The sequence below is a fragment of the Sphaerochaeta sp. genome (assembly GCA_022482495.1).
GTDB lineage: Bacteria > Spirochaetota > Spirochaetia > Sphaerochaetales > Sphaerochaetaceae > RUG023.
Window position 1 is genome coordinate 1 of the sequence record JAKVPA010000009.1, and the last position, 20,795, is coordinate 20,795.

Consider the following 20,795-nt stretch of genomic DNA (forward strand, 5'->3'; position numbering starts at 1 on the left):
AGTGGCGTTTTCTCTTCTTTTCTCTCAACCAAAGCGCCGTTCGTGCATCAGGATAACTTAATAATTCCTCATTTTCAAGGCATGCGATACTTTTCTTGCGGTCCAGGACGACCGCAAGGAGCATACGTATGGAAAATTTCTTTCTCTTGAGACTCGCCTTCGACGACATCCTACGGTATCTCACCGTTGAGGACAGGCGGGAAACGACGATCAAGGACTACAGGATCAGTTACGGTCATGTCCTTGAATTCTATGGCCTGAGGGGAATCCGGGACTATACGCCTGAGGCGAATGAGCTTTTCAGGAAATGGACGGATAATCTCTACGACAAGGGGTTCGTCTGCAAGAACTTCCACAACGCCCGCATCAGGGTCTCCCGTTACATCGACAACTACTGGGCCGGCAGGAGGATCAACATCCTGAACGAGATCCCCGTGGACGAGATTCCAAGAGCCGTCGTCCGGGTCATCCCACGGCTGGCATCACTCACCCTAGGGCAACAGAAGCTGCTCGACGGCTATGAGGCGCGGCTTATGGCGTCGGGAATCAGGAAGACCGCACATGCGAAAGCATCGAGGGCCACCCTTCTGCTCTCGTTCATGGCGATGAAGGGCATCGACGACTTCAACAAGCTCAGGATGCCGGTCATCCTGGAGTTCCTTGATGACTGCGCAACGGAAGGCCTCGACATGAACGGTGTCATGGAGATGCTCCGGGGTTTCCTTTCCCACCTTGAGTGGATCGGCTTGAAAGACGGCGACGCGTCACAGCATCTCATGCCGTTCAAGAAATGGAGAAATTCGGTTGTGTTGCCGGCATTCACCACTCAGGAATTCCGGATGATGTTCGACGGCATTGACAGGAGCACTTCTGAGGGGATGCGCGACTATGCGATACTCGTGCTTGCGAGCTTCACGGGACTCAGGGGATGTGACATCGCCAACCTGAGACTTGGCGACATCGATTTGGAAAACGGGTCCCTGCGTTTCCGTCAGGAGAAGACGGGTGTCCTTCTGGAACTGCCTGTTGACCCGATAGCGGTCTCGACGCTCAGGGAATATCTCCATGCGGCACGTCCCCAAGGAGCAGGGATGGACCATCTGTTCCTCTCAGGCCATCAGCCCTACCGCAAGATGACCTCCATGGCTCCCGTGATGGGACGGATCATGGACAGGTGCGGGATCGAAAGGGCGAAAGGCAAAGGATTCCACGCAATCAGGAGGAGCATGGGGCTCTGGCTCCTGCAGTCCCGAGCCGACCATGACATGATATCGATGGTGCTCGGCCACACCGACGCGAAGGCGTTCATGCGCTACATACCCATCAAGCCGCATGAGATGCGGTTTTGTGCCTTGGGGCTTGATGGAATCGAATGCAAGTCGGAGGTGTTCCATGGGGTATGAGTTCAAGAGCCCTTTCGCTCCAGACATCGAGGGATTCATCGGCATGAAGGTCCAGACCGGCTACAAGGAGGGTACGTACAAGGCGATCCTTGCCGACTTTGACTCTTTCGCGTTGCGGCATTTCCCTGGAGATGACGTGCTGACGGAGGAGATATACACGAGGTGGCGTGCGTTCCGACCGGGAGAGAAGGGCGTGACCGTGAAACACAGGATATCCAAGATCAGGATGTTCTCCCACTACCAGAAACTTCTTGGGAAGGACGCCTACGTCGTTCCGGACAGGGATGCCCCCAAGACGGTACGTTTTCTCCCGTTCATCTATACGGACGACGAGCTTGCCGGCTATTTCGCCGCCGCAGACACTTTCGCTGAAAACCACCACACACCCGAATGGGAATATGTGGTGCCGGTAATCCTGCGTGTCATGTTCTGCTGCGGCTTGAGGCCTTTCGAGGCAAGACTGCTGCTGGTCAGTGACATGAACCTCAAGGACGGACTCCTCACCGTGCGGAAGTCGAAATTCGGCAAAAGCAGGACGATCCCAATGGATGAGTCCGTCCGCCGTCTCTGCGCCAGATACGACTGTCTGATACGCACAAGGATACCCCAGCGATGCTGGTTCTTCGAGAACCCATATGGCGGACCTTATGGCAGGAAATGGCTTTCCAGAATCAACAAGGCCTGCTTCATGAAGGCGGGAATCAAACCTCATATGGGCAGGTTCCCCCGTCCCTACGACGCAAGGCATACGTTTGTGTTCCATGTCATTGCAAAATGGTCCACGACGGGAATCGATGTCGACAGGAACCTGCCGTTTCTCAGCGTATATCTCGGACACGAAGATACGCTCCAGACCGAGTACTATATCAACATCCTGTGCCCTTCTGTTGGCATCAGGTCGCACATGAAATGGCAGGAATGCCCGGAGGTGTTCAATTATGATGAAGAAAACGATTAGAAGCAAAGAGGACAACAAGCTGTTCCCGTATCTCGGGGATTATCTCAATGAGTATCTCCCGCTCCAGAGGAACCTCAGTCGGGAAACGATTGACACCTACAGAGTGGCTCTTTTGATGTTCCTCGGCCACTTGTCGAAATCAACTGGCAAACGGATGGATTTCCTCGGTTTCGACGACATCGGCAAGGATTCCGTGACGGCTTTCGCCACGCAATGCTTTAACGGAAATGGGTTGTCACCTAAAACAGTCAACCTTTATGTGGGGGTCGTGAGGGCGTTCATATATTATGCAAGCACGAGAAGCCCAATGCTCAACGCCACACTGAACGAGCTGAAGCTTGTCCCGAAGAAGAAAGTCCCTCAGGATGAGACCGTGAAGTATTTCAGCAAGACAGCTCTCAAGGCTATCCTTGCATCGGCCAATCCTGCATTGGGAAGAAACAGCCATCGCGACCAGGTCGCCATGATCGTCCTGTACGACACGGGATGCAGGAACTCCGAACTCACGGAAATCAAGCTGGGGGATGTGATACTGGATGCGGAAGAACCTTACATCCTGATTCATGGCAAAGGAGGCAAACAGAGAATGGCACCCATCACGGAATCAGCAAAACATTTGGAGGTTTACATCAGGAGATTCCACAAGGATTCACTGCCAAACAATCATCTGTTCTATCGAAAAGATTCTTCGGGAAACCATCGGAAGCTTTCAAAATACGCCATTATCCGTCTGGTGAAAAAGCATGCGGACATCGCCAGAAAGACCTGCCCGGAAATTCCTGAAAATGTGCATCCTCATTCTTTTCGGCATTCCAGGGCCATGCATCTGCTCGATGACGGCGCTTCCATGACGGAAATCGCACATATCCTTGGTCACAACAGTACACTCACCACTCAGATCTATGCAAAAGCAAGTCTGAAGATGAAAAGGGACGCCATCGAAAGGGCTACGGAGCAAAACCATCCGCTGGCAAAGGCCAAGGTCGCTGAGGAACGGACCTTCTCAGATGATGAGTTCCTGATAAGTCACGGAATCAAGAAAAATTAAGTTGCTCCGAACTGTTTTTGGACCCTTTGATTCAAACAAAAAGTGGCGAAATGCAACTTAATGTATTTCGCCACTTAATAGCAGAAAAGTTGCAAGCCACTTAACCCCGATTATATTTTCTTTTATAATAATAAGTTATAAAAAATTTATCTTATTGAAGAGACAGAGTATCTCCTCAATATCCGTTTTGGGCAAGGGAGGATACTGGTCAAAGGGCCTTTTCCCCTCCCCCACAAAAAGGTTTCCGGCTGGCTTCCAACCACGACACAGAAGTGAGAATCTGGATTCGCATCCGGACAAAAAGAAAACGGTGAAGGGATTAAGGACATTTTGATTCCCTCTGCAGATATGTGAAGTACAGGAGGTTTCCATGGCGGTCAGATACTGGGATATTGTGGATATTCCGATGCGTTCGGACGAAGTTGGGGTTTCTTTGGAAGCCGTACTCGTTCCTTCGGCTGACGGCAAGTCCGTAGTTGAGCGCCCCCCAACAGAAAGGGAAATATCCATGTTCATCCGTAACAGGTTGGACAGTTCCTTGATTTCCCGTAAAGTAGCGGAAGCCTTGTCTCTCAATCCCGGATTGTCGTACGATGTTCCACTGGAAGAGTAAGCGTCCCGCCGTATTGTGCATTCGGTCATTCCTTCTCTGACACGCATAAGGTTTTCCGAGTCTTCTGTGACCTTACAGCTCATTGACAAGCTGATCATGGATGATGGTGTTTGAATTGCAAGCCAGTAATTTCCATAGAGGGAATCGGACCCATGGGAAAGCGGAGTTGCCGTCTTTTCTGTATCCTATCCTGCATGGTTCTTTCATTGCATGCAATTATGGCGCAAGGAGTCCGTGGATTGCGTCATATAACTCCTGCCGTCTTGTTTCACTCATCTGGCAGACAAGCAGGCGCTGGTACATTCCGTTCGGGGAAAACAGATCCTTCATGGTGATCGTCCCATGGACCTCATTGGCGGCATCGACCACGATCATGACAAAGTTGGCATCCAGTACCTTTTTCAAGGAAAAGAGTTCTATATCGGTAAAATCTCCGATCCACCGGGAGATTACCTCTTTCGAACCGGGAATCTGCTGGTTGTAGATCAACTTCTTTTTGAATCCGACCGACGCGGAATCCCCCAGGTCATTGACCAAGAAAAACCTTGGTTCAGAACGCTCGTCTCTTGACCGGAATTCCATTGCCCAGGAAAGGGTCCTTCCATCCACAGAAAACACCACGTTCCGCATGAGCTCAGAAGAAAAAGGGGATCGCCTTGCCATATCAAACCTCGGCCTTTCGCTGTTTATAGTGGGTAGCTCTACATGATTGGCTGCAGGGGGAGAGACAATTCTCCACAGACGAAGTAGATCATGTTCATGAAGTTCCTCATGTTCCTGAAGCCTCTCGCACGGCTCTTGATGATGCTTATCTTCGAGTTGAACCCCTCCAGGATTGCATTGGTCCTCAGGGTCTGGAAGTAGTTAAGAATCTCCACCGCATTCCTTGTCAGGCACTGTGCAAACTTGCGGATTTCCATGACCGCCGAGTTGGCGAATCTGATGGCCAGCCGCTCAAAGTCAGACACCATGTCCTCGTCATAGGCCTTGTGGGTCTCATAGAAATCCTGCAGCTCAAGACGGCAGCTGTAGGCCTGGACCGTATCCAGATATTCGACCTGGAGCAGTTGGCCGAGCCGCTCCCGCTGCCTGTCGGTGAGGTTGTCGGGGTTCTTCAGCCAGATGTACCGCGTCTTTTTCAGGTCCTTTGTCTTTGCGGCGTTCTTGCTGCGCATTTCCCGTTTCCTGGTATTGTCCACCGCATCCGAACAATTCTTGACCACATGGAACTTGTCCACGGTGACGACGGTCTCGGGAAAGCTCTCCCCCAGGGCGCTGCGGTAGCCGTGGATCATGTCGCTGGTGGCAACCTTCACCTGCCCGGGTTTTCCGTCCTTCTCCTTGAAACGCTCAAGAAAACGTTTCACGGCATCCTTGTCTTTTCCTTCCGTCACAAAGAGTACCCTCGCTTTCCCCGCCTGCCTGCACCTTCCGGCCTCATCGGTGGCGACATCGGGATGGGAAAGAAAGACCGTTATGTAGTTGTGGCCCTTGTGGCTGTACTCATCCACCCCTATCGCACTGACATCCGAGAAGTCCTGGTCCTTGAGGGCCTCCTCCACATGGTAGTCGATCAGGCGCCACAGCTTGGTGTCGTGCTCCCCGATCTCCCGGGCAACCGTCCTGACCGGCATGTGCTTCACCAGGGTGAGTATCACCCCCTCCATCATCAAGGTGAAGCCGCTGCCGCTTCTTGCCCAGGGCACCGAAACGGTCCTCACCTTGCCGTCGGGCGTGATGATTCTGGGGACTTTTGCGGTGATGTAGCAACGGTACTGGAAGAAATTGAGATGCCTCCAGGTTCTTTCTCGGGTATCGTGGACCTTGCAGCTCTGGTCGAATCCTGGATACTGGAAACTCGACCCTTCCTTAAAATCGATCCGTATGTGGAGTTCCAACAGCGTTGGCTGCTTCTCGGACGGAACCATCTCCAGTGAAGTGATGCGCCAAGGTTCCTCAAGGCCCAATCCGAGGCTGAAAAGTTTCTGAATATGCGGGTCGATCATCTGCTTTGCTCCTTGCTCTAAACATAGCAGAACACCTTCTATTTATGAATACTCGATTGATTCCTACCCACCATAAACAGCGAATAACCCAAACCTCTTTGATAAAATCATACGCAGGAACCATTCATGCTTCAAGCCTTGCATACCGTTGCTCTGCTTGGTGCGTGAAATCCCTTTGATAACAAAACAAATGTGTTGATAGTACGGTCCAAGAAGATGTTTCCTGTCCACCGAGGGAATGGGACCCATTGGGAAGCGGAGATCCCGGTTTTCATGCGTATCTTCCTTCCCTGTTCCCCCGAACGAACGTGGGTGCTATACTGTGCCAGGCGGCGAAGCATGGATATCTTCAGACGGTATTTTCCTACGTACCGCACCCAATTTCTGGTCGCGGTGCTCTGTGTCGCGCTGGAAGCGGTGTGTGATCTTCTTTGCCCGACGTTTATGGCCAGGATCATCGATTACGGCATCCAGCAGCAATCGTTGCCCGAGGTATGGCATTGGGGCCGCCTGATGTTGTTGGCCACGGCGTTCGGCGCGATCTTCGCCACCCTACGGAATGTTCTCGCCGGAAAAGTCAGCCAGAGTTTCGGCGCTGATCTTCGCCATGACCTGTTCAAGAAAACGTTGTCCCTTTCCACGGAAAGCGCCGACCACATCCAACCGGGATCGTTGATCACCCGGATGACGGGAGACGTGACGCAGGTGACCCAGATGGTTAATGGAACCATGCGGGTGTTCATCAAGGCGCCGGTCACCTGCCTGGGCAGCATCATTCTGGCCACGTTGCTTTCCTGGCGCCTTTCGTTGATCATCTACGCCGTCGTGGCGCTGGTCACCTTTTTGATCATCCAGTGCATGCGGACCAGCTATCCCCGATTCCGGCTCCTGCAACAAGCCATGGACCACCTGAACACCCGTGTGGAGGAGTACCTTCTGGGCATCCGGCTGGTCAAGGCGTTCGGTACAGAAAAGGAAGAACAACGAAAATTCGGAACAGACAACGACGCGCTCCGCACCACGGCGGTGCAGGCGCAACGCCCCGTCACGCTCCTCTCCCCGCTTCTCACCCTGATCGTCGGGCTTGGCACCGTACTTGTCCTCTTCTGGGGATCCCGTTTGTTTTCCCTCAGCATGACCAATGCCGGAGACATCTCGGCATTCACCATCTACATGGCGCAGATGCTTTCCTCCCTGTTGATGATCACCAACATCTTCAACATCTTCGTACGAACCAAGGCGTCGCTGGAACGGATTGATGAAGTGATGCAGGCTCCGGATGACGTTTCCACGATCCATATGGGAAAGGTGATCCATGGGGCGATCACTTGCAATCATCTGGATTTCTCCTACCCGGAGGGAAGCGGGACGATGGCATTGGATGACATCACGTTCCACTTGGAACCCGGCGCAAGCCTGGCGGTCATCGGTCCGACGGGCAGTGGAAAATCCACGCTTGCCTGGTTGCTCCTGCGGATGTATGAAGTGAAGGATGGGATGTTGCAGCTGGATGGCAATCCCATTTCCGCGTACGGGACCGACGAAGTGCGGCATGCCATCTCGCTGGTACCACAAAAACCCTCATTGTTTACCGGAACGGTACGGGAAAACCTGACCTGGGGCGCGCCTCAGGCGACGGATGACGCGGTCAAGGATGCGATTGATATCGCCGACGCGGCCTTCCTGTACGATATTCCCGGAGGACTGGAAGGAAGGATTGACGCCGGAGGCGCCAACCTGTCCGGAGGACAAAAGCAACGGATCGCCATCATCCGCGCCATCCTTCGGAACACCCCGATTCTGATTCTGGATGACGCGACCAGCGCGTTGGACGCGTTGACCGCCACGCGGGTGCAGCAGGCGCTTCTGTCCCGTTCCCCCCGCCCCACCACCCTGTTGATCACCCAACGGTGCTCCACGGCCATCAGCGCCGAACGGATATTGGTACTGGAAAACGGAAAACAGATGGGCTTGGGAAGCCACGCGCAACTGCTTGCTTCCTGTCCGGTATACCAGGATATCTGGCAGACGCAGAACGGAGGGCTGTATGGCGACCGTTGAACTGCCCCGGATGGGAGGGCCAAAAGTTGGAGGACCTGCGCGGTTCGCCCCCAAAGAAAAACCAAAGCACGGCAGACAGACGGCCCGCCGGCTGTTTTCCTTGTTCATGGAATTCCGTGGCGGGGTGTTCGTCGCCATGGTGCTCACCACGCTTTCCGCAGGAGTGGGTGTCATCATACCGCTGTTTGTCGGCAAGGTATTCGACCTGTTCTCCCTGACGGCACGAACGGTGGACACCCGTCGGCTTTGCGGGCTCCTGTCCGCCTTGGTGGTCCTCCACCTTGCCAACTGGATATCCTCCCGTCAAAGCGCGTTGATTGTCCTGAAGATTTCCCAGCACTTGGTGCACCGTCTCCGGCAGGCGTTCTTCGCCAAGATGCAGCATCTGCCCGTCATCTACTACGACACCCACAGCAGAGGGGACACGATGAGCAGGCTGACCAGCGATGTGGATATGATCAGCCTTACCATCGCCCAGTCAGCCACTCAGCTTTCCGCAAGCCTGTTCACCTTGCTCTTTTCGTTGATTGCCATGGCGTCCCTGAACCTGACGCTGACCCTCTGCGTCCTGGGCAGCGTGCCGCTGGTGGTCATCCTCACCCGGATCATCGCCAAACGAAGCGCGAAGAATTTCTTGGGCCAGCAACGCTCCTTGGGGGCCATTGGCGGCATCATCGAGGAACACATCCAGCAACTGACGATGGTCAAAGCGTTCGGAAAGGAACAGGATGTGTTGGACCGGTTCGACCAGGAGAACCAAAAGCTGAAGACGTACGGAACGAAGGCGCAGATCCACTCAGGCTTCATGATGCCGATGATGAACGTGATCAACAACCTTACCTTCTCCGTCATCGCCATTGTCGGAGGACTCCTTTCCGCCCAAAGCCTGGTGTCCATCGGCGTAGTCGTCTCGTTTCTCAGCTACGCCAAACACTTCGCTTCCCCGCTGAACCAGGTGGCCGGTCTGTTCAACACCATCCAGTCGGCGCTGGCGGGAGCGGAACGGGTATTCGAGGTGCTGGACGCCGACGAGGAAGAGCCGGATACCAAAGACGCCGTCGCGGCACAAACCCTCTCCGGAGAGGTGACGTTCCAGCACGTCTGTTTTTCCTATGACGGCAAGCGGAAAATTCTCCATGACATTTCGTTCCATGTACAGCCTGGAGCTCATGTCGCGTTGGTCGGAGAGACCGGTTCAGGGAAAACGACCATTGTCAATCTGATCTCCCGGGCCTATGATTGCGACTCCGGTTCCGTCTTGATCGACGGTGAGGACATCCGGAGGTACCGGAGGGAGGATCTGCACAAGAACATCTCCGTCGTGTTGCAGGATACCTGCCTGTTCACCGGTACCATCGCCGACAACATCCGGTACGCAAAACCGGAGGCAACCATGGACGAGGTGCGCGCCGCGGCTGAACTGGCCCACGCCGACGCGTTCATCACCATGTTGCCGGAAGGATATGAGACGGTCATCCAGGGAAACGCCGACCGCTTGAGCGAAGGACAACGGCAGCAACTGGCCATCGCCCGCGCCGCGCTCCGCCCCTCCTCCCTGTTGATCCTTGACGAAGCGACCAGTTCGGTGGACACCCGGACGGAGAAAGAGATCCAACATGCCATGATCGGGCTGATGGAACACCGGACGACCTTTTTGATCGCCCATCGTCTTTCCACCATCCGGGATGCCGACTGGATTTTTGTCATCGACGGAGGCCGCATCGTCCAACAGGGAACCCACGCGTCGCTGTTGGTGGCCCCAGGACGGTATCGGAGCATGGTGCTCAGCCAGAGCGGCGTCAAGGAACCATAGAAAAGCCGTCCCTTGCGGAACGGCTTGGTTATGCCTGGAGGGGTTCGAACCTTCGACACCCTGCTTAGAAGGCAGGTGCTCTATCCAACTGAGCTACAGGCACGAGCAATAATAACGAAAAAGTATTGCATGACAGTTATAACGGTTTTTTATTCCTCATTCAAGCCGTAAAACGGAAAGAAACCGGACGCCAATGGAAATGGCGTACAAGCTTCATTTTTTCCTTTTGAGTACGATGAAGATATGGAAGACAGGGAACGCGTATGGAGCCTGGTCCGGAACTACGCGTGGAACTCCATGGCGTATCTCGCGTTGGAACCGGACAAACAGTGGTTCTTCTCCCAAAACGGGGAAGGCGTGGCGGCGTACGCCCTCTCCCATGGCGTGATGATCGTCTGCGCCGACCCCATCTGTCCTCCCGAAATGATGCCATCGTTTCTCAATGAAATCAAACGCTACGCGGCGCGGCATCGGTACCGGCTGGTGCTGTTGTTTCCCGGAGAACGGTTCCTTTCCGTCTACCGCGCCTGTGGGTTCGGCATCGCCTCCATTGGCGAGGAAGCGGTGTTCGATCTCACCACATGGAACCTCCGTGGCGGCAAAGCGGCAAAACTCCGCGCCGCGGTGAACCACGCAAAGAAAGCGGGGCTGGTGGTGAAGGAATACGTTCCAACCCAGGGGAGAAACCCTTTCATCGAGCAGGAATTCGAAGCGATCACCAACCGGTGGTTTTCCGGCAAGCAAACATCCCGGCTCCAATTCGCCCTCGGGGATGTGGGCTTTGACAATCCCACTGACAAACGGTACCTGTACGCCCAGGCGCCGGATGGGCGGATTGAAGCGTTCGTTGTCTTTCTCCCCTACCGTGGCGGGACGGCTTACATGGCTGATGTGACCCGCAGGCGTCCTGACGCCGTGTATGGCGCCATCCAACTGGTCATCACCCAGGCATTCGCCAAGTTCCGAGAAGAAGGACATACGACGGCAAGTCTTGGCATCGCTCCGCTGGCGGATGTCCACGAACCATGGAAACGGAAAGGATTCCAGTGGGAATGCCGGTATCTGTACCGACATATGAATCGGGTCTATGGCTTCCAATCCCTGAAAAACGCCAAAGCTGAGTACGCCCCCACCCGCTGGGAGCCGGTGTACGTGGTCTCCCGTCCCCGCCTGCTCACCTTCCGGATGCGGTACGCCATGGCGGATGTGTTGGACAGCAAGGGCTTCCATGATTACGTCCATGCATTTTTCTCCCACCGGCACGCTTACCTCTGATGTACAAGGTGTGTTCAAAGTTTTTTCATATATTTTCGATACTTCCCTCATAAGTACGTTAAAATACAATTACTGAGCGGAACACTTCAAATAAAATAGCAAAGATTGATTGAACTTCTTCCATATTTACAGTACATTGAGGGCGTAAAAAGAAAGGAAGAAAGGAATACAGCTTATGGAAAAGAACGAAAAAGAGCTGAAAGAAAACATTGAACTTATCATCAAGAATACGGATATGTTCACGGAAGAGGATGCAGACAGATTAACCGAACAGGTGAAAGGACATAAATACTTTCTCGATCGTCAGCTGGGGCGCGATCTGAGCTGGACGGAGGTGGCGTTCTCCTGGATGGAGAATGTATACCTGCCGATCAGCGAAGCGATGGAGACCTTCACCACCAGCGCCAGTTTCCCTGGCCAGAAGCGTGATGATGTGTTCTTCGAGCTGTGCGACCACTGGTTCTACATGGCTAAGGATGGCAAGAAGCACGACAACGCGTTTGATGTAGCCCTTGACTATGACGCCAACTATGGAAAGTCCATTGGAAAGTGGCTTGCCAAGATGCAGTGCGCGCACATCGCCTAACCACCCTTCTGCGAGAAGAAATGCCGCTACGTTTCGCGTGGCGGCGTTTTTTTTATCCCTTCATGATAAGGAAAAACAAAAAGCGGTGCCGTTGGAAAAGCGACACCGTTGTTTGTTCGTGATCGTATTTACGTGGTGGACGTTTCAGGCTTCTCGGCTTCCGGAGTTTTGGCGACTTCCGGTTTGACCGGTTCCGCTACCGTTTTCTTCTCACAGGAAGAAGATTTGGCGAACAGGTATCCGGACAGACAAAGCAAGCCAATGCCACCGACGAACAGCGCCGCGGCAAAGATCATCAACAGCACCTGGTAGCCGACGAATCCGCCCCGGTATGACATCATGTACCCGCCCATGATCGGACGGAACTGATACGAGCAGAGACTGCCGACCATCAAGGCAAAACCCACGACGACCATCACGCCCGCGAACACGACACTCACAATCGCACTTTTCTTCATCTTTGTCTCACCTTCCTCAGAAGAAAACATACTGAATGCCACGAGAAAAGTTAAATGAAGAATTGTGAAGAGATAGGGGAACAAAGCTTCCAATCTTATTGACAACACCCCCTAAATAGAACATAGTCCAAATACAATTTGTTCATGACGCAGGAGGGTAACCGACCCAAATTGAACGGCGTGGAAGTGACCATCAAAAACGTCTCTCGGACGTACGGGGATTTCAAAGCTCTGGACAACGTCTCCATCCAGATTCACAAAGGAGAGTTCTTCTCCTTGTTGGGGCCTTCGGGATGCGGCAAGACGACGCTGCTGCGCATCATTGCGGGATTCGATTCTCCGGATACCGGAGACGTCTTGTTCGACGGCAAGGACGTGTTGCCGCTCCCCCCGGACAAACGGCAATCCAATACCGTCTTCCAGACCTACGCGCTGTTCCCCCACCTTACGGTGTATGACAACATCGCGTTCCCGCTCCGTCTGAAGAAACTGGACAAGGCAACCATCGACAAGAAGGTGCGTGAATACATTCATCTGGTACAGCTGGACCAACACATCGACAAGAAACCGTCGATGCTCTCCGGCGGCCAGAAGCAACGGGTGGCCATCGCCCGCGCGTTGATCAACGAGCCGAAGGTGCTCCTTTTGGACGAACCGCTTTCCGCGTTGGACGCCAAACTCCGCCAGAGTCTGTTGATTGACCTGGACAACCTGCATGAGCAGGTGGGCATCACGTTCATCTACGTCACCCACGACCAGAGCGAAGCGCTCTCCGTCAGTGATCGGATCGCCGTAATGAACCAGGGACAGGTGCTGCAGATCGGCAACCCGTACGAAATCTACGAGGCTCCGGCGACCCGTTTCGTCTCCAAGTTCATCGGGGAGACCAACTACTTTGAAGGAACCATCGTCTCCTGCGAAAAACAAGGGGATGAATACCTGTGCATGGTGGACATTCCCGAACTGGGGCAGCAGGTCAGCGTCACCGATTACGACCCCCAGCCGGTGGGAGCCCACGAGGCGTTCACCATCCGGCCGGAGAAGATCCGGATCACCAGCGAAGCGCCTGCCGTCCATCCCGGACAGAGCGTCAACAGCTTCCAAGGATATGTGGATGAGCCGGTGTACAGCGGCTTCCAGTCCAAATTCTTTGTCCGGCTGGACGCGGGAGAACATCCGATCTTCAAGATCTTCAAGCAGCACACCACCTTCCTGGACGACGGTCCAGAAATTGAGTGGAAGGATCATGTGTACATCAACTGGACGGCTACCGACGGGTATCTGATCAAGGACCTGAAACGATGAACCGCCCGTTACGCAAGAACCAGTTCCAGGAAGAGTTGAAAGGAACGGCGTACGCCTGGCCGATGGGGCTGTGGTTCACGTTGTTCTTCACCGTGCCGCTGGGCATCATCATCCTGTACAGTTTTCTCAAACGCGGTCTGTACGGCGGCGTGGAATGGAAGTTTTCCCTCACCGCGTACCGCCAGATGTTCAATCCCAGCTTCGCCAAAGTATTGCTCCGGACACTGTGGATCACCATCGTGGCCACGTTCTTCTGCATGGCGCTGGCGCTTCCCACCGGATACGCCATGGCCAAGAGCAAGCACCAGACGCTCCTGCTGTTCTTGATCATCATCCCGTTCTGGACCAACAGCTTGATCCGCATCTACGCGTGGATCAGCCTGCTGTCCACCGAAGGATTTCTGAACAACATTCTGATCAAACTCCACCTGATCTCCCAGCCGCTCCACATGATCTACAACAACGGTTCGGTCATTCTCGTGTTGATCTACATGTATCTGCCCTTCGCCATTCTGCCCCTGTTCACCACCATCGACAAGTTTGACTTCTCGTTGATTGACGCCGCCAGGGATCTTGGGGCGTCCAAACCGCAGTCAATGTTCCTGGTGTTGCTGCCCAACATCAAAAGCGGCATCACCACCTCCCTGATCTTCACGTTCATCCCGATCTTCGGTGAGTACACCGTGCCGCTGCTCGTCGGTGGCAAGGAAAGCACAATGATCGGAAACATCATCGTCGACCAGGTGTCGAAGACAAGAAACTGGCCGCTTGCCTCGGCCTTCTCCATGGTATTGACCATCCTGTCGTTGATCGGCGTCTTCTGGATGCTGACCACCGGAGCGAGGGAACAGGTTTCCCAGTCGAAGAAGGTCGTCACGTCCCAGACGGAGCTTGAGGACAGCGTGGCGGAACACCACAAGACCCATCAGGGAGGCGCGTCATGAACTACCACACCTACACCAACAAGAGGCATTTTTCGTTCAGCACCACCATGCTTTGCCTGGTGATCATCTTCCTGTTCATCCCTCTGTTTGTCGTCGTGCTCTTTTCGTTCAACAGCACCAAGGGGATGGAATGGCATGGCGCGTCCATCGTCTGGTACGAGAAGCTGCTGTTCGGCAGCCAGCCGCTGTGGCGTGCGTTTGAGAACAGCGTGATCATCGCCCTGGCCAGCAGCGTCACCGCGACGCTTCTGGGAACGCTGGCGTCCATTGGCATCAAATGGTACCGGTTCAAGGGAAAGACCTACATCACCGCCATCAGCTATCTGCCGATGGTTCTGCCGGAGGTGATCATCGGCGTCTCCATGTTGATCTTTTTCTCCGCCGTGCATCTGAACCTCGGCATGGTGACGATCTTCATCGCCCACACCACCTTCGAGCTTCCGTTCGCGTTCATGATGGTCTCGGCACGACTGGACGAGTTCGACTACAGCACCATCGAGGCGGCCCATGACCTGGGAGCCAACGAAGTGCAGACCCTGGTGATGGTCACCATTCCGTCGCTGATGCCCGGCATCATGTCAGCGTTCCTGATGTGCGTGACGATGAGCCTTGAGGACTTCGTCATCACGTTCTTTGTCAGCGGACCGGGATCGGGGACGCTGCCCATCTACGTCTACTCACAGATCCGCTACGGAGTCTCCCCGGTGATCAACGCGCTTTCGTTCGTCATGATCCTCGGCACGATGCTGCTGGCGTTCGTGTTCCGCAGATTCCTGAAGAATGTCGCCGCATCCGGTTGATCTCAGGGCGGTTGGTCAAATCTTCGTAATATGCTACACTCTTGTTCGTCGGTTCCGCTTCCATTCGGGAGCGGAAAAATCTTGAAAATCACGCGGATGGAGCAAAGCCAAGCGCACACTCCCCCATACGGAGAAAATAATCTCCGGCTTATGAGGGAATAGGCCCAAAACCACTTTACATTTTGGTTGCAATTGGTATACTCCGAAGCAGGTTTTAGGGGGTGGGAAACGTGAAACGTCATCAAGCGTTGCTGCTGGTCCTTCTCATCGGTGTGGTGCTGGTTTTCACCAGTTGCCACAAAACCCAGGAAGACAAGGTACTGTACCTATACAACTGGACCTATTATACTCCGGATGAAATCCTTCAATCCTTCAAAGAGGAAACAGGCATCACCGTCATCGTGGACAACTTCGCGTCCAACGAAGAGATGTTCGCCAAGGTCCAGGCGGGGGGCGGCGCGAAGGGCTATGACCTGATCGTTCCTTCCCAAGACTACGTCTCCATCATGATCAAGCTGGGAATGCTTCATGAACTTGACCATTCCAAGATCCCCAACCTGAAGTACATCCGTCCGGAGATCAACAAAATGGCCCAGTACGATCCCCAGATGCAGTACAGCGTACCCTACTTCGCGGGTGGCAGCGGGATCGCCGTCAACAAGACAAAGGTGACGGATTACGCGCGGGATTGGTCGATCTTCGCCGACACCCGGTACAAGGGCAAGATGTCCATGCTGGATGACATGCGCGAGGTGATGGGCGCCGCGTTGAAATACCTGGGCTACAGCGCCAATACGACGGATGACGCCCAGTTGCAGGAAGCGGCCGACCTGATCATCACCCAGTGGAAACCCAACCTGGTCAAGTTTGATTCGGAGAGTTTCGGCAAGAGTTTCGCCAGCGGGGAGTTCACCATCGTCCACTGCTACGCGGAGAACGTATTCCAGGAAGTGCCGGAAGACCAGTGGGGAGACATCGATTTCTTTGTTCCACCGGAAGGGGGTGTCAGCTACATCGACAACTTCGTCATTCCCAAGGACGCCAAGCACATCGACTACGCCTACCAGTTCATCAACTACTTCTGTGACCCGAAGGTGTACGCCCGGTTCCTGGACGCGTTCAACTATCCCAGCACGGTGAATACCGACGCGGGACAATACCAAACCGCCACGCCGTATTTCCAACCGGATGACATCGTCAACAGCGAACTATACGTGGATCTCGGTGCCGATTTGGACAAATACAACGCGCTTTGGCAGAAGATCCGGTACGATCAGTGAGTGGTCGTATCGATATTATTGCATAAATATACAATATAGACACAATTTTCGCTTGTCTCCAACCCCTCGTTTCCGCTATGCTGGTACCATCTTAGCAAAGTGAAAGAGGGGTTGTGGGATGACGTACACAAATCTTTTGACGGCATTGGCGTTCATTATTTATCTGGTGTTGATGCTGATCATCGGGTTCGTCACAATGCGCAAGACGAAAAAAACGGATGACTACTTCCTGGGAGGAAGGAACGTGGGCCCCTGGTTCACCGCCCTTTCCGCGGAAGCGTCGGATATGTCCAGCTGGCTGTTGATGGGTCTTCCCGGTGTCGCCTATTTCTCCGGATTGAAGGAAGCGTTCTGGACGGCGCTGGGGCTGTTGATCGGCACGTACCTGAACTGGCTGTTTGTCGCAAAACGGCTGAGGATATACACCATTCAGGCCAAGAATTCCATCACCATTCCGGAGTTCCTGTCCAACCGGTTCCATGACAAGAGCGGCGTCATCAAGGCGATCGGCGCCGTGTTGATCATCCTGTTCTTCGTCATCTATACGGCAAGCGGATTCGTCGCCTGCGGCAAACTGTTCAACTCGGTATTCGGGATGAGCTACTACTCCGGCCTGCTGTTGGGCGTCGTGGTGATTCTGGGTTATACGTTGATGGGCGGGTATCTTGCCGTCGTCTCCACCGATTTCCTGCAGGGTACGTTGATGTTCATCGCGTTGGCCATCACCGTGTTCCTAGGAATCAATCATGCCGGAGGCGCGTCCTATTCGTTTGAGAGCCTGAAGGCGATGGGCTCCCAGTTCGTCAATCCGTTCGCAGGAGAGAAGTATGGGGTGATGAACGCCATCTCCACCCTGGCGTGGGGTCTGGGGTACTTCGGCATGCCACACATCCTGGTACGGTTCATGAGCATCAAGCGGAACGAAGACATCAAGACGGCACGCCGCATCTCCATGGTATGGGTATTCATCGCCATGTTCTGCGCCCTGATCGTCGGTGTGGTCGGCAAACTGATCATCAGCCCGGCATACGCCAGTCAGGCTGCGGCGGAGTCGGTATTCATCGACAGCGCCAAACTGCTCTTCCCCACGTTCATCGCCGGCATCTTCCTCTGCGCAATTCTTGCGGCTAGCATGAGCACGGCGGACAGCCAGCTGCTCGTCGCCTCCAGCGCGTTCTCCGAAGACCTGTACAAGACGTTCATCCATAAACGCGCCAGTGACAAGGAAGTGTTGATGGTCAGCAGAATTTCCGTCATTGCCATTACGTTGATCGCCATCTTCCTGGCAATGGATCAGAATTCTTCCGTATTCCGGATCGTCAGTTACGCCTGGGCGGGCTTCGGCGCGACGTTCGGACCGGCCATCCTGGCTTCGGTGTTCTGGAAGAAAGCGACCCGCAAAGGCTGCATCGCCGCGATGATCAGCGGAGGGGTGACGGTCATCGTATGGAAACAGCTCCATGGAGGTCTGTTCGATCTGTACGAACTGCTTCCCGCGTTCATCATCGCTACCCTCTTCCTGGTGGTGTTCAGTCTGCTGGACAAGAGCGACAACAGCACCGTTGAGGCGGAGTTCGATCAATTCCAGGCTTCCCTCAAGGCAAGCTGAAGGATGTTTCCTTTTCAGAGAGCCGCCGGCTGAACGCCGGCTTTTTTGTTACCAGGCGCCGCCCCCGCCACCACCGAAACCACCCCCGACGAACCCACCACCACCGAATGACGAATGGATGGGGCCACGGGGCGTGGAAGCCGCTTGGGCATACAGGTTCCGAGCGACGGAGGATTGGAGCGAGCCGATCATGGCGCCCAGCATCATGGCGTCTCCCAAAGAGCCCGCGGGGCCATCGCACCAGGCGGGATTCTCCACCATGATGCCCTGGAACTTCCGGGCCCATTTCTTCTCCAATCCAAACACGATGGCGTAGGACAGAACGTGATAGTACAGCTGCGGATTCTGGTCGATCATCATCTTCAGTTGCTCGATCTTCGCCGTTGCGATGAACTCACGGTAGCCCAGCGTCTCTCCCAATACCTTCACGCCGTACGGGCTTCTCCTGCCGATGAACGCGGAGACGGTCGCCGCGAAAGCAGACAGCACCGTGGAGGAGAGAGCGATCACCACACCTTTCCATCCTTCCTGGTACAAGGAATATCCAACACCCCCGAAACAGATGAAGGTCACGACGATCCCCACCAAGGCGGCGAGGAACAACCGGGCTTTGGATACGGTCAACGACCAGGAAGCGATGAACCGTGCCATGACGGAAGCGACGCCCACACTGATGATCCCCAGAAGGAGCACTTGGGCGCTCTCCACATCCAGAAACCCTTTTTCCACCGCGACGACAGACACCAGCACGGGAAGAAATGAAAGGATGCCGGCGATCGCCTTAACCCGGTCAGCCTTGCCATCCTGCAAGGCGTTCTCCCCATGGGAGAACCGATACTTCACCGCCGCCTTCACCGCCGTCACATCCTTGGAAAAACGAGTACTCTTCATTTCGGAAAGGCGAACCACGCCATCCGTTCCGCAACGGAAGAACGCGTCGAAAAAGTCCTGTTCATAGGGTTGTCCACCTTCCGGTTCCTTGATTTTGGTGAACACGTACTCCTGCGACTGGAACAGTTTTTTCTGCGGCAAGGAAATCGAAAGACACCCCTTGTCCGCCCAGTAGAACACCATGGCGGAGAGATCCTTGGGGTCGACCGATCCATCGCTGAGATACCCTACGTCCATCGGCGAAAGCCCTTGAGGCGCGTCAAACCGGACGACGGGAATGACGGGATCATCACGACCATACCGCAGGAACAGCCAGATGGTCAACGCGATGACAATGAGCGCGGAAAGAAGCGAGACTCCTGTGGCAAGGGTTGACCAATCCTTCTCCTTGACCACCGAAGCGAAATATCCTTCCGGGAGTTCGATGCGGAGGTTCAACCCTTTTCCTTCCCCGAGGTTCTGGGCTGACCCACTGACGACCAGACGGTCGGAAGAGACGGTGAACGAGCCCGGCGTATCTGAACCTTCCGCCCCCACCGCGACCCAAATCCGGGTGGGATCGACGGGGTGCGGCATGATGACGGAAAAGGAGAACCTCTCGATCGGGCATTCCCACGAAGTTCCCAACAGGTCATACAGAAGTTCGTCATAGGCGGGGTTCCGGTCATCCCCGATGGCGTACTGGTAGGAGATCACATAGCGTTGCGCCCCTTGGACATACCGGTTGGCGTCTCCCAGGCGGAAGGTCAGATAATCATCCGATACGGAATCCCGTGTCATGGGGACGGTAGATTGAAGATGGGATACTCCCACCCGTTTGTCTCCAAACCGGATAGGAATGGATCGATAGATCCCATGGCGCGGCATGGAGAAGTACACGTCGATCGTCTCCGTCACGGAAAGGACATTGGCATCACTGGCCACCACATCCATCCGGTAATCGGTGATGGTATAATCCGTCGCCGCCCACACTGATGCGGTTATGGTGACAAGCAGCGCCATCAAGAGGCCCAACGTTCGTTTCATATTCGTTCCTTCAACAAAACAGTTCGGATGGCCCCGAGCAATGAGGACGCCAGCGATCCGGCATCTGCGTCGGAGAGGAACGCCATCCCCTCTTCCGCGACTCCGGCGGCCCAGTTGACGCTGTACGCCACGGCGGCCATGGCGATGCCGGCCTCTTTGGCCAGTGTCGCTTCCGTCCCCAGCGTCATGCCCACATAGTCGGCGCCAAGTGCGCGATACGCCCGGATCTCCGCCTTGGTCTCAAGCCGAGGCCCGGGGGTGGTCACATACACGCCCCCATCCTTCCATGTGGGATTTCCAGCCAGCAACGTGGAGCGGAGATTCTGGTCAAACGGCTGGTCCATCGCCACATGACGCACTCCCGCTTCACCTCCGGTGAAGAACGTCCCCTGACGGGAAGCGGAAGCGAAATCCAGAAAATCGGCTACCACGGCACACTGCCCCGGCAGGAGGAACCGGGTGATCGAGCCGACGGCATACACGCCGACAAGCGCGTCCACGCCCAGTTTCTTCAATGCCGCGATGTTGGCGCGGTAATTGACCAGATGAGGTGGCGTGTCATGCAGCGAGCCATGGCGGGCGAGGAACACCAGAGAGGTGTCCTTCCCTTCCCCGATGGATACCGGCACAACGCCAAAGGGAGTTGATATCCTTCTCTCCGTCACCTGAATGCCATTTGGGTGATCCAGTCCCGTTCCTCCGATGATCGCTTTCATCAG

At 54.8% G+C, this 20,795-nt stretch carries 18 protein-coding genes and 1 tRNA gene; 13 read left to right on the top strand and 6 right to left on the bottom strand.

Going from position 1 to position 20,795, the window contains the following annotated elements; translation table 11 throughout:
- The first annotated feature begins 128 nt into the window (after positions 1–128).
- From LKE28_09640 to LKE28_09655, 4 genes are all read left to right on the top strand, one after another.
- Positions 129–1,403 (top strand): tyrosine-type recombinase/integrase, encoded by a 1,275-nt coding sequence (locus LKE28_09640; GenBank protein ID MCH3908475.1) that lies wholly within the window; start codon positions 129–131, stop codon positions 1,401–1,403.
- Positions 1,393–2,361 carry a tyrosine-type recombinase/integrase gene (locus LKE28_09645; protein MCH3908476.1) on the top strand — a complete coding sequence of 323 codons (969 nt, stop codon included), beginning with the start codon at positions 1,393–1,395 and terminating at the stop codon, positions 2,359–2,361. Before LKE28_09640 ends, LKE28_09645 begins: the two co-directional genes overlap by 11 nt.
- The gene (locus LKE28_09650; protein MCH3908477.1) at positions 2,342–3,409 is read left to right on the top strand and encodes a site-specific integrase; all 1,068 of its coding nucleotides are present in this window, start codon (positions 2,342–2,344) and stop codon (positions 3,407–3,409) included. Before LKE28_09645 ends, LKE28_09650 begins: the two co-directional genes overlap by 20 nt.
- Before the next feature lie 370 nt (positions 3,410–3,779).
- On the top strand, positions 3,780–4,022 hold the full coding sequence (locus LKE28_09655; GenBank protein MCH3908478.1) for a hypothetical protein: 243 nt from the start codon (positions 3,780–3,782) through the stop codon (positions 4,020–4,022).
- Between the two features lie 216 nt (positions 4,023–4,238).
- Here the strand turns inward: LKE28_09655 and LKE28_09660 are convergent, their stop codons facing one another.
- Both LKE28_09660 and LKE28_09665 read right to left on the bottom strand, forming a co-directional pair.
- On the bottom strand, positions 4,239–4,631 hold the full coding sequence (locus tag LKE28_09660) for a hypothetical protein (protein ID MCH3908479.1): 393 nt from the start codon (positions 4,629–4,631) through the stop codon (positions 4,239–4,241).
- Positions 4,632–4,723: 92 nt separating this feature from the next.
- Positions 4,724–6,028: an ISL3 family transposase gene (locus LKE28_09665; GenBank protein MCH3908480.1), complete on the bottom strand. Its 1,305-nt coding sequence runs from the start codon at positions 6,026–6,028 to the stop codon at positions 4,724–4,726.
- A 339-nt stretch (positions 6,029–6,367) separates the two neighbouring features.
- Here LKE28_09665 and LKE28_09670 point away from each other — a divergent pair, with 339 nt between their 5' ends.
- Both LKE28_09670 and LKE28_09675 read left to right on the top strand, forming a co-directional pair.
- Complete coding sequence (locus LKE28_09670; protein MCH3908481.1) at positions 6,368–8,089, top strand: ABC transporter ATP-binding protein/permease; 1,722 nt, start codon at positions 6,368–6,370, stop codon at positions 8,087–8,089.
- Positions 8,076–9,902 carry an ABC transporter ATP-binding protein/permease gene (locus LKE28_09675; GenBank protein ID MCH3908482.1) on the top strand — a complete coding sequence of 609 codons (1,827 nt, stop codon included), beginning with the start codon at positions 8,076–8,078 and terminating at the stop codon, positions 9,900–9,902. Before LKE28_09670 ends, LKE28_09675 begins: the two co-directional genes overlap by 14 nt.
- Positions 9,903–9,931: 29 nt before the next feature.
- Here the strand turns inward: LKE28_09675 and LKE28_09680 are convergent.
- A tRNA-Arg gene (locus tag LKE28_09680) sits at positions 9,932–10,005 on the bottom strand.
- Between the two features lie 140 nt (positions 10,006–10,145).
- Between LKE28_09680 and LKE28_09685 the strand changes: the two genes are divergently transcribed.
- A complete protein-coding gene (locus tag LKE28_09685; GenBank protein ID MCH3908483.1) occupies positions 10,146–11,177 on the top strand; it encodes a DUF2156 domain-containing protein in 1,032 nt (343 codons plus the stop codon).
- Positions 11,178–11,352: 175 nt separating this feature from the next.
- The gene (locus LKE28_09690; protein MCH3908484.1) at positions 11,353–11,763 is read left to right on the top strand and encodes a hypothetical protein; all 411 of its coding nucleotides are present in this window, start codon (positions 11,353–11,355) and stop codon (positions 11,761–11,763) included.
- A 128-nt stretch (positions 11,764–11,891) separates the two neighbouring features.
- On the opposite strand, the gene LKE28_09695 is transcribed toward LKE28_09690, so the two are convergent.
- Positions 11,892–12,221 carry a hypothetical protein gene (locus tag LKE28_09695; GenBank protein MCH3908485.1) on the bottom strand — a complete coding sequence of 110 codons (330 nt, stop codon included), beginning with the start codon at positions 12,219–12,221 and terminating at the stop codon, positions 11,892–11,894.
- 171 nt (positions 12,222–12,392) lie between these two features.
- Here LKE28_09695 and LKE28_09700 point away from each other — a divergent pair, with 171 nt between their 5' ends.
- The 5 genes from LKE28_09700 to putP all read left to right on the top strand — a co-directional run bounded on the left by LKE28_09700 (position 12,393) and on the right by putP (position 18,159).
- A complete protein-coding gene (locus LKE28_09700) occupies positions 12,393–13,526 on the top strand; it encodes an ABC transporter ATP-binding protein (GenBank protein ID MCH3908486.1) in 1,134 nt (377 codons plus the stop codon).
- The gene (locus LKE28_09705; protein ID MCH3908487.1) at positions 13,523–14,470 is read left to right on the top strand and encodes an ABC transporter permease; all 948 of its coding nucleotides are present in this window, start codon (positions 13,523–13,525) and stop codon (positions 14,468–14,470) included. The genes LKE28_09700 and LKE28_09705 overlap by 4 nt, the downstream gene beginning before the upstream one ends.
- Positions 14,467–15,270, top strand: coding sequence for an ABC transporter permease (locus LKE28_09710; protein MCH3908488.1), 804 nt, complete (start codon positions 14,467–14,469; stop codon positions 15,268–15,270). Before LKE28_09705 ends, LKE28_09710 begins: the two co-directional genes overlap by 4 nt.
- Positions 15,271–15,500: 230 nt before the next feature.
- The gene (locus LKE28_09715; protein MCH3908489.1) at positions 15,501–16,550 is read left to right on the top strand and encodes an extracellular solute-binding protein; all 1,050 of its coding nucleotides are present in this window, start codon (positions 15,501–15,503) and stop codon (positions 16,548–16,550) included.
- A 118-nt stretch (positions 16,551–16,668) separates the two neighbouring features.
- A complete protein-coding gene (putP, locus tag LKE28_09720; GenBank protein MCH3908490.1) occupies positions 16,669–18,159 on the top strand; it encodes a sodium/proline symporter PutP in 1,491 nt (496 codons plus the stop codon).
- Between the two features lie 48 nt (positions 18,160–18,207).
- Here putP and LKE28_09725 read toward each other — a convergent pair whose 3' ends face one another.
- Positions 18,208–20,076, bottom strand: coding sequence for a DUF2207 domain-containing protein (locus LKE28_09725; GenBank protein MCH3908491.1), 1,869 nt, complete (start codon positions 20,074–20,076; stop codon positions 18,208–18,210).
- Positions 20,073–20,792, bottom strand: a complete 720-nt coding sequence (locus LKE28_09730) for an MTAP family purine nucleoside phosphorylase (GenBank protein ID MCH3908492.1) — start codon at positions 20,790–20,792, stop codon at positions 20,073–20,075. Before LKE28_09730 ends, LKE28_09725 begins: the two co-directional genes overlap by 4 nt.
- Positions 20,793–20,795: the final 3 nt, after the last annotated feature.

What these genes read in the sequence shown, in the direction of transcription:
- LKE28_09640 (MCH3908475.1), top strand. Translation starts at nt 129, where the DNA reads ATGGAAAATTTCTTTCTCTTGAGACTCGCCTTCGACGACATCCTACGG.
- LKE28_09645 (MCH3908476.1), top strand. Translation starts at nt 1,393, where the DNA reads ATGGGGTATGAGTTCAAGAGCCCTTTCGCTCCAGACATCGAGGGATTC.
- LKE28_09650 (MCH3908477.1), top strand. Translation starts at nt 2,342, where the DNA reads ATGATGAAGAAAACGATTAGAAGCAAAGAGGACAACAAGCTGTTCCCG.
- LKE28_09655 (MCH3908478.1), top strand. Translation starts at nt 3,780, where the DNA reads ATGGCGGTCAGATACTGGGATATTGTGGATATTCCGATGCGTTCGGAC.
- LKE28_09665 (MCH3908480.1), bottom strand. Translation starts at nt 6,028, where the DNA reads ATGATCGACCCGCATATTCAGAAACTTTTCAGCCTCGGATTGGGCCTT.
- LKE28_09670 (MCH3908481.1), top strand. Translation starts at nt 6,368, where the DNA reads ATGGATATCTTCAGACGGTATTTTCCTACGTACCGCACCCAATTTCTG.
- LKE28_09675 (MCH3908482.1), top strand. Translation starts at nt 8,076, where the DNA reads ATGGCGACCGTTGAACTGCCCCGGATGGGAGGGCCAAAAGTTGGAGGA.
- LKE28_09685 (MCH3908483.1), top strand. Translation starts at nt 10,146, where the DNA reads ATGGAAGACAGGGAACGCGTATGGAGCCTGGTCCGGAACTACGCGTGG.
- LKE28_09690 (MCH3908484.1), top strand. Translation starts at nt 11,353, where the DNA reads ATGGAAAAGAACGAAAAAGAGCTGAAAGAAAACATTGAACTTATCATC.
- LKE28_09695 (MCH3908485.1), bottom strand. Translation starts at nt 12,221, where the DNA reads ATGAAGAAAAGTGCGATTGTGAGTGTCGTGTTCGCGGGCGTGATGGTC.
- LKE28_09705 (MCH3908487.1), top strand. Translation starts at nt 13,523, where the DNA reads ATGAACCGCCCGTTACGCAAGAACCAGTTCCAGGAAGAGTTGAAAGGA.
- LKE28_09710 (MCH3908488.1), top strand. Translation starts at nt 14,467, where the DNA reads ATGAACTACCACACCTACACCAACAAGAGGCATTTTTCGTTCAGCACC.
- putP (MCH3908490.1), top strand. Translation starts at nt 16,669, where the DNA reads ATGACGTACACAAATCTTTTGACGGCATTGGCGTTCATTATTTATCTG.
- LKE28_09725 (MCH3908491.1), bottom strand. Translation starts at nt 20,076, where the DNA reads ATGAAACGAACGTTGGGCCTCTTGATGGCGCTGCTTGTCACCATAACC.
- LKE28_09730 (MCH3908492.1), bottom strand. Translation starts at nt 20,792, where the DNA reads ATGAAAGCGATCATCGGAGGAACGGGACTGGATCACCCAAATGGCATT.